The 13,459-nt window shown below is 74.7% G+C and carries 12 protein-coding genes; 2 read left to right on the top strand and 10 right to left on the bottom strand.

What is annotated here, in order from left to right; genetic code table 11:
- Positions 1-323 precede the first annotated feature (323 nt).
- On the top strand, positions 324-1,535 hold the full coding sequence (locus tag BJP40_RS13155; RefSeq protein WP_071280528.1) for a sensor histidine kinase: 1,212 nt from the start codon (positions 324-326) through the stop codon (positions 1,533-1,535).
- A gap of 64 nt (positions 1,536-1,599) precedes the next feature.
- On the opposite strand, the gene BJP40_RS13150 is transcribed toward BJP40_RS13155, so the two are convergent.
- The 10 genes from BJP40_RS13150 to BJP40_RS13105 all read right to left on the bottom strand — a co-directional run bounded on the left by BJP40_RS13150 (position 1,600) and on the right by BJP40_RS13105 (position 12,209).
- Positions 1,600-1,782, bottom strand: coding sequence for a hypothetical protein (locus BJP40_RS13150; RefSeq protein WP_071280527.1), 183 nt, complete (start codon positions 1,780-1,782; stop codon positions 1,600-1,602).
- Positions 1,779-2,843, bottom strand: a complete 1,065-nt coding sequence (locus tag BJP40_RS13145; protein WP_071280526.1) for an alpha/beta fold hydrolase — start codon at positions 2,841-2,843, stop codon at positions 1,779-1,781. The genes BJP40_RS13150 and BJP40_RS13145 overlap by 4 nt, the downstream gene beginning before the upstream one ends.
- Before the next feature lie 229 nt (positions 2,844-3,072).
- Positions 3,073-4,050, bottom strand: a complete 978-nt coding sequence (locus BJP40_RS13140; protein ID WP_071280525.1) for a Gfo/Idh/MocA family protein — start codon at positions 4,048-4,050, stop codon at positions 3,073-3,075.
- Entirely contained in the window at positions 4,047-5,453 is a 1,407-nt protein-coding gene (locus tag BJP40_RS13135) for an NDP-hexose 2,3-dehydratase family protein (protein WP_071280524.1), read from the bottom strand. The genes BJP40_RS13140 and BJP40_RS13135 overlap by 4 nt, the downstream gene beginning before the upstream one ends.
- A gap of 331 nt (positions 5,454-5,784) precedes the next feature.
- Entirely contained in the window at positions 5,785-7,113 is a 1,329-nt protein-coding gene (rfbH, locus tag BJP40_RS13130) for a lipopolysaccharide biosynthesis protein RfbH (RefSeq protein WP_071280523.1), read from the bottom strand.
- Complete coding sequence (locus BJP40_RS13125) at positions 7,110-8,114, bottom strand: NAD(P)-dependent oxidoreductase (protein ID WP_071280522.1); 1,005 nt, start codon at positions 8,112-8,114, stop codon at positions 7,110-7,112. Before BJP40_RS13125 ends, rfbH begins: the two co-directional genes overlap by 4 nt.
- Positions 8,101-9,087 (bottom strand): dTDP-glucose 4,6-dehydratase, encoded by a 987-nt coding sequence (gene rfbB, locus BJP40_RS13120; RefSeq protein ID WP_071280521.1) that lies wholly within the window; start codon positions 9,085-9,087, stop codon positions 8,101-8,103. Before rfbB ends, BJP40_RS13125 begins: the two co-directional genes overlap by 14 nt.
- The gene (locus BJP40_RS13115; protein ID WP_071280520.1) at positions 9,084-10,151 is read right to left on the bottom strand and encodes a glucose-1-phosphate thymidylyltransferase; all 1,068 of its coding nucleotides are present in this window, start codon (positions 10,149-10,151) and stop codon (positions 9,084-9,086) included. The genes rfbB and BJP40_RS13115 overlap by 4 nt, the downstream gene beginning before the upstream one ends.
- Before the next feature lie 124 nt (positions 10,152-10,275).
- The gene (locus tag BJP40_RS13110) at positions 10,276-10,848 is read right to left on the bottom strand and encodes a dTDP-4-dehydrorhamnose 3,5-epimerase family protein (protein WP_071266266.1); all 573 of its coding nucleotides are present in this window, start codon (positions 10,846-10,848) and stop codon (positions 10,276-10,278) included.
- A gap of 71 nt (positions 10,849-10,919) precedes the next feature.
- Positions 10,920-12,209 (bottom strand): nucleotide disphospho-sugar-binding domain-containing protein, encoded by a 1,290-nt coding sequence (locus tag BJP40_RS13105; protein WP_071280519.1) that lies wholly within the window; start codon positions 12,207-12,209, stop codon positions 10,920-10,922.
- A 360-nt stretch (positions 12,210-12,569) separates the two neighbouring features.
- Here BJP40_RS13105 and BJP40_RS13100 point away from each other — a divergent pair, with 360 nt between their 5' ends.
- The gene (locus BJP40_RS13100; protein WP_079171139.1) at positions 12,570-13,178 is read left to right on the top strand and encodes a DNA-binding response regulator; all 609 of its coding nucleotides are present in this window, start codon (positions 12,570-12,572) and stop codon (positions 13,176-13,178) included.
- Positions 13,179-13,459: the final 281 nt, after the last annotated feature.

Here is a 13,459-nt window from a genome sequence, read left to right as displayed (position 1 = left end):
CCGCAACACGGCTACTGTGAAAGGGTGTTGGCCCGCACGGAGGCGGCACGGTCCGTACGGAATCAGCCGCATCAACCTCCGTTTCCCGGGCATCATCCGTGCGTGGAGGACACGCGCATGCGGACCCGCGGTGCGGGACGCCCGTCCGCCGTCCGCAGGCCGGCCGCCGTAGCGGTGGCGCGGCGCCGTGTCCGCCCGAGTCGTCGTCCGCGGGACCGTCGGCTGTGCGAGGACGCCCTCACGTACGGTTGAAACGCCGCGCAGCCTTGTTCCGCAGAGCATCCACGCATTGACGCACAGAGCTGTGAGGGGCCGTGAAGAGTATGAGCAGTCACGACCGTTCCGACCGTGCGGACGAGTCGGGGGGCGGCAGACGCGCGGTGGCGCCGGCCGTGTCCGGCGGCAGTCCGTCCGCCCCGCGGTCGGCGCACACCATCCTCATCGGCGCGCTGCTGGGTTTCGCGGTGCTGACCGCAGCCGACATCCTGAACGCCGGGCTCGCCCCGGCCGTCGAGGCGACGTGCCTGCTGGTGCTGCTGGCGGTGCTCGCCCTGCAACTCCTGCACTCCGTGCCGGGCGGCGCCCAGGCGCCCCTGCCCCGCAGGTGCCTGACCCTCGCCGGCCAGGCGGCACTCACCTGCCTGCCGTTCCTGCTGTTCCACACGTACTGGGCGACGATGGCCGGCTACCTCGCGGCGTCGCTGCTGCTGCTGCTTCCGGCCCCGGCGGGCTGGCCGCTCTACGGGGCCGTGGGGCTCGGCCCGCTGGTCCTGCCGGTGCTCGACGGTCGGCCGCCCGCCGAGGGTCTCGACTCCGCCCGGACGCTGCTGCTGACCGGGTTCGTGCTCTACGGGCTGACGCGGCTCACCGAATCGGTCACCCGGCTGCACGCCACCCGTGGGGAACTGGCCCGGCAGGCGGTGACCGGGGAGCGGCTGCGCTTCGCGCGGGACCTGCACGACCTGCTGGGGCACAGCCTGTCCGCGATCACGCTGAAGAGCGAACTGGCCCACCGGCTCATCCCCGTACACCCGGCGCGCGCGCTGCAGGAGGTGGGCGAGGTGCTGTCCATCGCCGAGCAGTCCCTCGCCGACGTGCGGAAGGTCGTCAGCGGGTTCCGGGACCTGTCGCTGCGGCAGGAGATCAACACGGCGCGGTCGATGCTCGACGCCGCCGGGATCGACGTGCGGGCCGAGGTCGCGCTCGGCTCGCTCTCCCCGCACGTGGACACCGCGCTGGCCACCACGCTGCGGGAGGCCGTCACCAATCTGCTGCGCCACAGCAACGCCTCCCGCTGCTGCATCGAGGCCGTGCAGCTCGACTGTCTCGTACGGCTGGTGATCATGAACGACGGGGTGGACTCCGCCCGTCGCGCTCCCTCCCCGTACGGCGGGAACGGCCTGGGCAACCTGCACGCGCGGGTGACGGCGCTGGGCGGCCGGCTGGAGTCGGGCCCCTGGCGGGAGGGGACCTTCCGGCTGTTGGCCGAGGTGCCCGCGCAGCGGTCGTGTCCCACGGCGCGCACGGGCGGCTGACCGGGTCGGGACGCGGACGGCCGGTACGGGGGCGGCCGGCCGGCGGGGGCGCCGCCGCGGCGGGTCAGGAGGCGGCGGGGTCGGCCGCCGCGCCCGGGGCGGGCAGGGAAGCGGGCTCGGGGTCCGGTGGGGTGCGGACGGCCGCCAGGTCGTGTTCGGTGATCCCGAGGGAGGCCAGCGACTGCCACGGCCGGACGGCGGCCACGGGCCCGGCCGCCGCGTCCCGCACGTCCCCCGGCGCGCTCAAGAGGCCCTCCGGCCGAGGGCTGCCCGGGGCTCCGGCCGCTGCGCGCTGCGGGCGAGGCGCAGCCACAGCAGCTGCGCGAACAGCCAGCGCCGCACCGCGCCGAGGTGGGCGGGCGACCCGTGCACGTCGTCGAACGTCCGGATCCGCACGTCCTCCAGCGTGGAGTGCAGCAGCGCCTGGTCGGCGGGCGGGATGATCTCGTCGCGGCTGCTGGCGACGTACCGGACGGGGATCCTCACCCGGCGGAGCTGCTCCGGGGTGAGGGCGCACCGCCGCAGCAGGTCGCGGAGTGCGGGGAGGTCCTCGCTGCCGGTGAGGCGGCGCAGGGTGCCGGTGGTGACGCCGGGCACCCGGGGCCACCAGGAGTGGTCCGTGAAGAAGCCGGCGACGGGCGCGCCGACGGTGAGGACGCGGCGGATGCGGGGGTCCTCCGCGGCGGCGCGCAGGGCGAGGTGGCCGCCGAAGCTGAGGGCGAGCAGGGAGGTGTCGGCGACGCGGGCGCGGTCGGCGAGGGCGTCGAGCAGGCGGCCGAGGAGGTGCCAGGAGCCGGGGCCGTAGGGGCAGGTGTTCTCGCCGACGCCGGGCAGTTCGGTGACGACGGCCGCGAAGCCGAGGCGGCGCAGCAGGGGCAGCAGGGGCGCCCACTGCTCCTTCACGCTGACGATGCCGCCCATGACGACCAGGAGCGGGCGGTTCCGGTCGAGTCCGGCGGCCCAGCAGGCGAGGGTGCCGTCCGGCTGTGTGAACTCCAGCCGTTCGAGGCCCTCCTGGGTGCGGCGCCACTGGTCGAAGGTGTCGACGCAGAGGCGCTGGGCGTGCAGGCGCGGCGCGTCGGCGGGGTACGGGAACCGGGCGAGGGCGAAGTGCCGGCACGCGTCGAGAAGGTCCCCCCGGTCGGCGGCGGCTCCGCCCTCGGTGGTCCAGACCGCGGCCCACGACCGGGGGTCGCCCGCGGTGTCGTTGGTGACGCGGGTGAGGACCCGGGCGGTGTGCCGGGGGGTCATGCCCTGGCCGCGGGCGTGCAGTCGGGCGAAGTCCTTGAGTTCTTCCAGGTAGCCCATCGGTCTCCTCAGAGCGGGGCCGCCGGCCGTGCGGCGCCGGCGGCAACGTCGGGGCGGCGGGGCCGCCGGGGGCCGGGGGCTCGTGCCCGCCCGGTCCGGCTGGGGCGGTTCCCCGCCGTCGAGTGTCCCGGTCCCCGCTTGCGCGGGGCTTGTACGCGCCGTACGCGCTCCCCGGCGGGGCCGGGGGCCGCAGGAGGGCGGTGCGGTGGCGCACGGGTCCTGCCGCCGGTCACCCGGGAGTGTCGGATGCGGCGCTCCGCCGTACCCGGTCGAGGAGTTCGGCCTGGCGGAGGGTGTCGCCGTCGTCCGTGCGGGTTCCGGAGCGGACGGCTGCGGCGAAGTCCTGGACGGCGGCCGCCACCTGGTCGTGCGGGGGCAGGTGGATCTCCTCCGTCTTCCCGTCCCGGTGGAGGCGGACGACGGGGACGTGGTCGGCGGGCGGTGTGAACGCCCTGTCCAGTGTGATGCCGCCTTCACTGCCCCACAGGGCGTATGTGGAGCGGTAGGCGTGCTCCATGCCGAAGGTGAGCTGGGCCGTGAGGGAGCCGGGCGCGCTCAGCAGGACGGCGCCGGAGGTCTCGACCCGCCGCCCCGCGGTCCGGGTGAGGCGGGCCCCTACGACGTCGAGGCCGGGGCCCAGGAGGTGCAGGGCCGCGCGGAGGGGGTAGATCCCGACGTCCGCGAGGGCTCCGCCGCCCAGCTCCGGGTCGTAGCGGATGTCGCCGTCCGGGCGGGCGGGGATGGTGAACGCGCCGTGGAAGGAGCGGGGTTCGCCGATGGCGCCGCCGGCGACCAGGCGCTCCACGGTCCGGTGCTGGTGGTGGTGGACGAACATCACGTTCTCCCGCAGCACCAGGCCGCGGGTCCGGGCGAGGGCGAGGAGCCGCGCGGTGCGGCCGGCGTCGGTGGTCAGGGGCTTCTCGGTGAGGACGTGCCGGTCCGCCCGCAGCGCCGCCTCGGTCCACCGGGCGTGCAGCGCGGCGGGCAGCGGCACGTACACGGCCTGGACGTCGTCGCGTTCGAGGAGCGCGGCGTAGCCGTGCACGGGACGGCAGCCGAAGCGGTCGGCGGTCCTCCGGGCGGTGTCCGGGTCACGGCTGGCCACGGCGGCGATCTCGGTGCCGGGGCAGGCCGCGAAGGCGGGGAGCATGCGGCGGACCGCGATGTCCGCGCATCCCATCACCCCGATCCGCAGGGGCCCGGTCATCGGCTGCTCACCGGGGCCGCGCGGAGGCAGGCGAGCAGGGTGCGCGCCTGCACGTTGAGGTAGTGCCCGTGCCGGACCAGGGAGGTGAGCTGGGCGGGGGTCACCCAGGCGTAGCCGGGCGGCGGGATCCGGGGTGCCTCGGCCCCGGTCGCCGCGACGAGGAGGCAGCGGCTCTCCGCCCGCAGGAAGCGGCCGCCCTCCTCGGAGTGGACCGCCTCGTAGCGGATGCGGTCCGGGGCGGCGCGCAGCACCGTGTCGAGGAACAGGGGGCGCCGCGAGGGCGGCAGGTGGGCGTAGTTGTCGGGCGTGTACTGCACGGTCGGGCCGAGTTCGACCGTGTCGAGGAAGCCGGCTTCCACGCGGGCGTGCACGAGGACGTGCGGGACGCCGTCGAACTCGCGGACCAGGAAGGCGGTGACACCGCGGCCGACCGGCTCGAAGAGGGGCTGAGTCCAGCTGCGCACCTCGCGGTTCCCGGCCTGCACGGACACGGCGACGACACGGAAGTAGCGGCCGGCCTCGTGCGCGATGCTGCTCCCGGTGCGCTTCCAGCCGGGCAGGTCCTTCAGCGGGACGAGGTCGGCGCGCACGCTGTGGCGGGCCCGCTCGCCGGTGATCCAGGACAGCAGCCCGGTGTCGGAGAGCAGGGCGCCGTCCTGGCCGCCGCCGAGCGGCAGGCAGGACAGCACCGTGCGCGCGTCCATGTTGACGACGTTGTCCCGGTGCAGGAGTGCGGCGATCTGGCCGAGGGTGAGCCAGCAGAAGTCGTCCCGGAGGGGGACGTCGCCCACGGCCTCGACCACCATGTTGCGGTTGGACTTCCGGTGGAACCACGAGCCGTGCTCGGACTGGAGCACGTCGGCGAGGATCCGGCCCCGGCCGGGCCCGGCGAAGTGCTCGACGTACGCGACGGCGCCGCCGCGGTGGGCCCCGGTGTAGTTGCTGCGGGTCGCCTGGACGGTGGGTGAGAGCTGGAGCAGGTTGGTGTTGCCGGGCTCCATCTTGGCCTGCATGAGGAAGTGCAGGACCCCGTCGATCTCCTTGGCGAGGATGCCGAGAATGCCGACTTCGGGCTGTCTGATGACGGGCTGGTACCAGTCGGCGGGCGGGCCGTCGCCGTGCGGTGGGCCCTCCTCGGTGACGTGCAGGCCCTCGACGGTGAAGAACCGTCCGGTGCGGTGCGCCAGGTTCCCGGTGGGCTCGTGGAAGGACCAGCCGTCCAGTTCGGCGAACGGTATGCGCTCGACGCGGAAGGCGTGGGCCCTGCCCCGGGCGGCCAGCCAGTCGGCGAAGTCGTCGGTGCGCAGGTGGGAGCCCTCGGTGGCGGCCTGGGAGAGGGCGAGGCGGTCCGCCAGGCCGGTGCTCTCGCGCGGCTGGAGGGTGCGGGTCTGCGTCGGCGGCATGGGGAGGCGCCCTGCCTTTCTGGTGAGGGGGTCGAGCACGGGTCGGGGGCGGTCGCCCGCTGCGGTGGCCCCGGGTTTACGGAGCCGGAGGCGGCCCCGCCCCGGGTGCGGCGCCGATGGAGCGGTGGGTCGCCGGTCCGCGGAGCCGGCCGTCGAAGGCGCCCGGCCCGCGCACTCGGGGGCGGGTCACCGGTCCTGCGGCCGCCCGGGGCGGGTGGCGGCCAGGCGGTCCGGTCGTCCGGGGCCGGGCCGCGGGCAGCCGGGGCGACGGCCTTCAGTGGGCCGGGCCGCGGGCAGCCGGGGCGGTGCGTCGGCCCCGGGTGCCCGGCGCTCAGCCGTGCCGGGCGGCGAACTCCTTGATCGTGGCCGTCATGTAGTCGAGCATCTCGTCGGTGAGCCCCGGATAGACGCCGATCCAGAACGTGTGCTCGGTGATGGTGTCGCTGTTGGCGAGGTCGCCGACGACGCGGTGGGGACGGCCGAGGTAGGCGGGCTGGCGGGTGAGGTTCCCGGCGAACAGCCGCCGGGTGCCGATCCGGTGCTCCTCCAGGTGGTGGACCAGCTCGGCGCGCGTGTAGCGCGCTGCGGGGTCGACGGTGAGGACGAACCCGAACCAGCTGGGTTCGGAGTTCGGGGTGGGCTCGGGGAGCAGCAGCCCCGGAACGCCGTCCAGTCCTTCGCGCAGCCGCCGCCAGTTGCGCCGGCGGGCCTCGATGAAGCCGTCCAGCCGGTCGAGTTGGGCGAGCCCCAGGGCGGCCTGGATGTCGGTGCCCTTCAGGTTGTAGCCGACGTGGGAGAAGATGTACTTGTGGTCGTAGCCGGCCGGCAGGGCGCCCATCCGGTAGTCGAACCGCTTGAAGCAGGTGTTGCTCTTGCCGGGTTCGCACCAGCAGTCCCTGCCCCAGTCCCGCAGCGACTCCGCGATGCGGGCGAGCCGCAGGTCCGAGGTGAGCAGGCAGCCGCCCTCGCCGGTGGTGAGGTGGTGGGCGGGGTAGAAGCTGACGGTGGTCATGTGCCCGAACGTGCCGGTGAGCCGGCCGCCGTAGGTGGCGCCGACGGCGTCGCAGTTGTCCTCGACGAGGTACAGGTCGTGCTCCTGCGCGAGGCGGGCCACCTCGGCAGCCTCGAAGGGGTTGCCGAGGGCGTGCGCGATGACGATGGCCCGGGTCCTGGGGCCGATGGCCTGGGCGACCCGCTCGGCCGTCGTGTTGTACGTCCCGAGTTCCACGTCCACGAAGACGGGGAGGAGCCCGTTCTGCAGGATGGGGTTGACGGTGGTGGGGAATCCCGCCGCGACGGTGACGACCTCGTCGCCCGGTTGCAGGCGCCGTTCGCCGAGGTCGGGTGAGGTGAGGGCCGAGACGGCCAGGAGGTTCGCGGACGAGCCGGAGTTCGTCAGGTGGGCCTTGCGCCGCTGGAGGCGTTTCGCGAACGCGGACTCGAACTTCCGGGAGCTGGGTCCGGCGGCGATGCGCAGGGTCAGGGCCGCCTCGACGAGGGCGACGCGGTCCTCCTCGTCCAGGACCGCGCCGGACGGCCAGATCTCGGTCACGCCGGGGACGAACTCCCGGTCGGGCGCGGTGGCGCGGTGGTACCGGCGGACGGCGGCCAGCACGCTGTCCTTGGGGTCGGCGGGGTCGGCGGGGTCGGCGGGGCTCATCGTCGTGTCCTTCCGTCGGCTGGTGCCGGTACCGCGGCGGCGAGCAGGTCGCGCACGGAGTCGTCGAGGGTGCGGCGCGGCTGCCAGCCCAGGAGCCGGGCCGCGCGGGAGACGTCGAGCCGCTGCCAGGGCACGTCGGTGCGCGGGGTGGCTGCGGGGGCGGACTCGACGACGGGGAGGTCCAGGCCGCTGAGGCGGACCATGCGGTCGACCAGCGCGCGCACCGGGACGGCCTCGCCCCGGCCGACGTTGATCACCCGGCCGCTCACGTCGGCGCCCGGGGCGGACGCGGCGGCCAGCACGGCGTCGACGGCGTCGTGCACGTCGACGACATCGCGGCGGGCGCGCAGCGGCGGAAGCGTGAGCGGGGCCGGGCTCCCGCCGCGCGACCGGGCTCGGGCGGCTTCGGCGAGGTGCGCGGCGACCCGGCCGAAGAGGCTGCCGGCCGGCATGCCGGCGCCGATGACGTTGGCGAGGCGGAGGACCACGCCGTCCACGCCGTCGTGGGCGGCGGCCGCGAGGACGGCCCGGGTGCCGAGGAGTTTGGTGCGCCCGTACGGGGTGACGGGGGCGGGCTGCCGTTCCTCGCCGGCGGCGGTGCCGGGCGTCTGCGCGCCGTACTCGTGGACGGTGCCCAGCTGGATCAGGCGCGGCGGGCGGGGCAGTGCGGCGAGTGCCCGGGTGACGCGGACGACGAGGTCCGCGTTGCCCGCGGCCATCTCGGCCTCGTCGCCCTGCCAGGCCCGCCCGGCGGCGTTGACGACGATGTCGGGCCGCGTCGCGGCGAACAGGCCGGTGAGGCACCGGACGTCGGCGGCGAGGAGGTCCACGGCGACGTGGGGCGCGTCGGCGGGTCCGTGGGCCGCCGGGTGGCGGGAGACCAGGTGCACCCGGGCGCCGGTGGCGCGGAACGCCTCGCCGGCGCGGCGGCCCAGGAAGCCGGTGCCCCCGAGCACCACGACGCACGGTGCGGCGCCCGCGCGGCGCTCAGCCGCGTGCACGGCCCGCCCCGTACTTGGCGGCCTTCCACCAGTCCGGGTGGTCGCGGTACCAGGCCACGGTGGCGGCCAGGCCCTCCTCGAACCCGGTCCGCGGCGCGTAGCCCAGCTCGTCGCGGATCTTGGACTCGTCGACGGAGTACCGCAGGTCGTGCGCCTTCCTGTCGGCGACGTGGCGGACCATCTCCGGTCCGCTGCCGGTCAGTTCGAGGAGCCGTTCGGTGACGGCGCGGTTGGTGCGCTCGTTGCCGCCGCCGACGTTGTAGACCTCCCCGGCCCGGCCGCGGTCGAGGACGAGATGGACGGCCCGGCAGTGGTCGTCCACGTGCAGCCATTCCCGGATGTGGCGCCCGTCGCCGTACAGCGGCACCTGGCGGCCCTCCAGGAGGTGGGTGACGAACAGGGGGATGAGCTTCTCGGGGTGCTGGTAGGGGCCGTAGTTGTTGGAGCAGCGGGTGACGGAGACGTCCAGTCCGTGGGTGCGCCAGTAGGTGCGGGCGACGAGGTCGGAGCAGGCTTTGGACGCGGCGTAGGGGGTGTTGGGCAGCAGCGGCCGGTCCTCCGTCCAGGAGCCCTCGGTGATCGAGCCGTACACCTCGTCGGTGGACACGTGGACGACGCGCGGGACGCCGCTGTCCAGTACGGCGTCGAGGAGTGTCTGGGTGCCGAGGACGTTGGTGCGGAAGAACGGTGCGGCGCCCGCCAGCGAGCGGTCCACGTGGGACTCCGCGGCGAAGTGGACGACGGCGTCGTGCCCTGGCAGGAGTTCCCGCAGCAGGCCGAGGTCGCAGACGTCGCCACGGACGAACTCCAGGCGGGGGTCCGCGGCGGGCAGGTTGGCGCGGTTGCCCGCGTAGGTCAGTTTGTCCAGGGCGGTGACGCGTGCGCCCTCCCAGCCCGCGTACGCGTCCGCCAGGAGGTTGCGGACGAAGGCGGAGCCGATGAAGCCGGCTGCTCCGGTGACGAGGATCCTCATGCCGCGACTTCCACTCGGGTGTGGTCGCCGACGACCAGGCGGTAGCGGTCCGCGCTCTGCCCGCTGGTGCCGACGGAGGCGGAGCGGCCGATCACGGAGCTGCGCAGGCCGCGGACACCGGTGACGGACGCGCCGTCCAGGGCGATGGAGTGCTCCAGCCGGCTGCCCACGACGGTGCACGCGCGCCCGATGGAGGTGTGCGGGCCGATGTGGCTGTCCTGGACCACGGTCCCCTCGCCGATGATCGCCGGCCCCTCGATGCGGGACCCCGCGACGCGTGCGCCCCGTTCCACGACGACGGGCCCCACCAGCGTGCTGGCGGCGTCGACGCCGCCGTCCACGCGGGGCCGCAGGCCGTGCAGGACGTGCCGGTTGCAGTCGAGGAGGTCCTCGACGTTCCCGGTGTCCTTCCAGTAGCCCTCGTACCGCCCGGCCCGCACGTGCGCGCCCGCCGACACCAGCCACTGGAGCGCGTCGGTGATCTCCAGTTCGCCGCGGGCGCTGGGCCCGATGGACCGCACGGCCTCGTGGACGGCGGCGGTGAAGAAGTAGACGCCCATCAGGGCCAGATCGCTGCGCGGTGCCTGCGGCTTCTCCACCAGGCGCAGCACCTCGCCCCCGGGGCCGAGTTCGGCCACGCCGAAGGCGCGCGGGTCGGGCACCTTGTACACCGCGACGTGGGCGGCGGGGCGGTGCTCGGCGAACTCCGCGGCGATCGGGGCGATCCCGTCCGGCAGCATGTTGTCGCCGAGGTACATCACGAAGTCCTCGTCGCCGAGGAAGTCGCGGGCGATGACGACGGCGTGGGCGAGGCCGAGCGGTGCTTCCTGCCGGATGTAGGTCAGCCGCGCCCCGAGTCGTGAGCCGTCCCCGAGGGCCTGCCGGATCTCGTCGGCGCGGTCCCCGACGATGACGCCGACCTCGGTCACGCCGAGGTCCACGATGGTGCCGAGGACGTAGTCCAGGACCGGTCTGTTCGCGACGGGGATGAGCTGTTTGGGCATGGAGTAGCTGAAGGGCCGCAGGCGGGTGCCCGATCCGCCGGCCAGCACCAGAGCCTTCATGGGAGGTCCTCTCGGTTCATGGGTGGATGCCTCGTTCCGGTGCGCGGCCCCCGGCCGCCCGGCCGGGCGTTCCCCGCCCCGGCGCGCCGCCGGCGTCTTCGCGGGCGTCTCCGCGGGCGCGGGGTCAGCCGGCGGCGTAGGCCGGCAGCGCTCCCGCGGCCAGGGCCTCGGCCAGCGTGGGTGCCTTCGCGTCCTTGTCCGAGATCAGCGGTGTCCCGGCGCACTCCCAGGGAAGGTCCAGGTCGGGGTCGAGGGGATGAATGTCGATCTGCGTCCCGGGGACGTACGGGGTGGACACGGCGTAGCAGACGCAGGTGTCGTCGGTGAGCGCCAGGAATCCGTGGCCGACGCCCTCCGGGACGTACAGGGAGCGGCCGGACGCGGCGTCGAGCGCGGTGACCCGGTGCCGGCCGAAGGCGGGCGAGCCGACCCGCAGGTCGACGACGATGTCGCGCAGCGCGCCCCGGACGCAGGTGACGAACTTCGCCTGTCCCGGGGGGATGTGCACGCTGTGGATGCCGCGCAGGGTGTGGCGCCGGGACACCGAGTAGTTGATCTGGCGCGGCCGGAAGGAGATCCCCGCGGCCCGCTCCAGGTCGTCGGTGCGCAGCGCCTCGTAGAACACTCCCCGGCTGTCGGACAGCTGCTCCGGGTCGATCCGGAACGTGCCGGGGATGCCGGTCTCCTCGACGCGCACGCGCGCCCTCCCTTCGTCCGGTGGGTCCGGCCGGGCCGGCCCGGGTGGTGCCGCACGGCGGGGTCGGCTGCTCAGCCGCGGTGCTCCGCCGTCAGCCGTTCCAGGACCGGCACCACGTCCGCGGGGGCGGGGGCGGCCAGCATGTCGTCGTGGAGGGCGCGGGCGCCCAGCCGGAAGGACGGCTCCTCGATCAGCCGGAGCAGGTCCTTCTGCAGGCTGTCGGCGTCGACCTGCGCGGGGTCGGCGACGAGGCCGGCGCCCCGGCGGGCGACGTACCGCGCGGTGACCGCCTCGTCCCACATCGGCAGCGGCACGACGAGCTGCGGCACGGTGAACGCGACCGCCGCGGCGAAGGTGCCGCCGCCTCCGTGGTGGATGATCGCCGAGCTGGTGGGGAGCACCTGGTCGAGGGGGAGGTACGGGAGGGCGCGGACGTTGCCGGGGAGCGGGCCGGCCGCTTCGAGCTGCTCGCTGTTCAGCGTCGCGACCAGTTCGAGGTCGAGGCCCGACACGGACGCGAAGAACTCCCGCATCGGGAAGCCGCTGTGCCGACCGGCGAGCAGCCGGCGGCTCACGCCCAGGGTGAGTACGGCGCGGGGCCGCTCGGGCCGGGCGCGCAGCCAGTCGGGAAGGGCGGCGGCCCCGCCGTACGGCACGCGGCGGACCGGGACGTACGTGAGGTCCAGGGGGGTGGTGCGCATGCGGGGCGGGGTCAGGTCCAGGGTCCACTGCCCGGTCAGGGTCTCCTCGGTGAAGTCGAGGCCGTACCGCTCCAGCACCGGGCGCAGCCACGGCATCCACGGGTCCTCCGTCAGGCCCGACGCCGGGTCCGCGAGCTCCTCGCGCGTCCTGGCACGGATCAGGCCGACGTTGTCGCTGCCGAACAGCAGCCGGGCGTGCGCGGCGCCGCTGGTCCGTGCCGCCACCGCGCCGGTGGGTGCCAGCGGGTCCCACAGCACCAGGTCGGGGCGCCAGGCCGCGGCGAACTCCACCAGCGCGTCGAGGACGGGCCGGCGGCCGCCCTCGGCCGTCTCCGGCGGGTAGTAGGCGTGGAGCATGCGTCCGAGGACGGCCCTGGCGGTGCGCCAGGCGTCGGGGTCGTCGGGGTCGAGCGCCAGGGTGGGCCGGTCGGGTCCCGCGGCGGCGAGGAGGGGGGCGAGCGAGGCGGTGAGCTCCTCCCGGCCGCCCAGCGGGAGCGCGGTGAGGCCGGCCGCGGTGATGGCGTCGACGACCTTCCGGTCGACGACCCCGTCGGGGCACGCCACCACGACCTCGTGGCCGGCGCTCCGCAGCGCCCAGGCCAGCGGGATGGCCGGATAGAGATGTGCCGATGCCGGAAAGATGGTGAAAAGAACGCGCATCGATGACCTCTCCGAGACTGTGGGCGCCGGGCCGACGCGTACGGTTCCCAGGCATCCTGCGGCCGTGCTCTAAAGAGGCGCTTGTGCACCGTGGAGCGGTGCGGGCACGGGACACCTCGTGGCACGGCCCGCTTGCCCCCCGTCGGCCGGGGGTTCACCGGAAATGACGTCACGGTTCGCTTTTCCTTCGAGTTCCGGCCAGCTGCACGTTTGTTTGTCCTGGGGAGTTGAAAGTCGCACGATTTTGCGGAAACTGACTTACGATCTCCGCAAGACGGAGGCCGTGAAGATGACGGGACATCCCGACCGTTCCGGCAGTGCGGGCCCTGCGAACCGTGCGGACGTCCCCCGGGGAGCTCAGTGATACGGATCCTGATCGCCGAGGACATGAACATGGTCCGCGGTGCCCTGGTCGCCCTGCTGAATCTCCAGGACGATTTCGACGTGGTCTGCGAGGTGGCCCGCGGCGACGAGATCGTCAACATGGCGCTCAAGCACCGCCCCGACGTCGCCATCGTCGACATCGACCTGCCGGGCGTGGACGGGCTGTCCGCCGCCGGGCGGCTCCGGGAGCGGCTGCCCCAGTGCCGGGTCCTCATCCTCACCAGCCTGGCCCGCCCCGGCGCCCTGCGCCGGGCCCTCGAAGCGCGGGTGTCCGGCTACCTCCGCAAGGACGCGCCGTCCTCCGAACTGGCCATCGCGGTGCGGCGGGTGGCCGCGGGACACCGGGTCGTCGACCCGGAACTGGCGCTGGCCGCGTGGGGCGGCTACGAGAGCCCCCTGACCGACAGGGAGACGGAGGTCCTGCGGCTCGCGGCGGATGGAGCCGAACCGCGGGAGATCGCCTCCGCGCTGCGCCTGTCGGCGGGAACGGTGCGCAACTACCTGACGACCATCGTGGCGAAGCTCAACGCCCGCAACCGCGTCGACGCCATCCGTATCGCGCGGGACGCGGACTGGCTGGTCTGAGCGCGCACCGGCCCTGCCGGGGACGCGGCCGGGTACCGCCAGGGCAGCCGCGCCGGGAGCGCCCGGGGCCCCTCGGGCATCCGGGCACGGGGGCGCGCAGGGCTTGAAGGGTGCCCGGGCGCGGAAGGCCCCGGGCACCCGCAATGGCCCCGGCACGCAGGCACGGAGGCTCGCAGCAGGTCCCGACACGAAAGCACCCGCGCACCCGCACAAGCCCCCGCCACCACGCACCCAGGCTCGCAGCAGGTCCCGACACGAAAGCGGGCGGGGGACGCCGGCCG

The sequence above is a fragment of the Streptomyces sp. CC53 genome, assembly GCF_001865245.1.
Classification (GTDB): domain Bacteria; phylum Actinomycetota; class Actinomycetes; order Streptomycetales; family Streptomycetaceae; genus Streptomyces.
Note: the sequence above shows the minus strand (reverse complement) of the source record. Positions and strands in the feature narration are given on the sequence as shown.

Coding starts and splice junctions, on each gene's coding strand:
- BJP40_RS13105 (WP_071280519.1), bottom strand. CDS start 12,209: ATGCGCGTTCTTTTCACCATCTTTCCGGCATCGGCACATCTCTATCCG.
- BJP40_RS13115 (WP_071280520.1), bottom strand. CDS start 10,151: ATGAAGGCTCTGGTGCTGGCCGGCGGATCGGGCACCCGCCTGCGGCCC.
- BJP40_RS13135 (WP_071280524.1), bottom strand. CDS start 5,453: ATGCCGCCGACGCAGACCCGCACCCTCCAGCCGCGCGAGAGCACCGGC.
- rfbB (WP_071280521.1), bottom strand. CDS start 9,087: ATGAGGATCCTCGTCACCGGAGCAGCCGGCTTCATCGGCTCCGCCTTC.
- rfbH (WP_071280523.1), bottom strand. CDS start 7,113: ATGAGCCCCGCCGACCCCGCCGACCCCGCCGACCCCAAGGACAGCGTG.
- BJP40_RS13145 (WP_071280526.1), bottom strand. CDS start 2,843: ATGGGCTACCTGGAAGAACTCAAGGACTTCGCCCGACTGCACGCCCGC.
- BJP40_RS13155 (WP_071280528.1), top strand. CDS start 324: ATGAGCAGTCACGACCGTTCCGACCGTGCGGACGAGTCGGGGGGCGGC.
- BJP40_RS13140 (WP_071280525.1), bottom strand. CDS start 4,050: ATGACCGGGCCCCTGCGGATCGGGGTGATGGGATGCGCGGACATCGCG.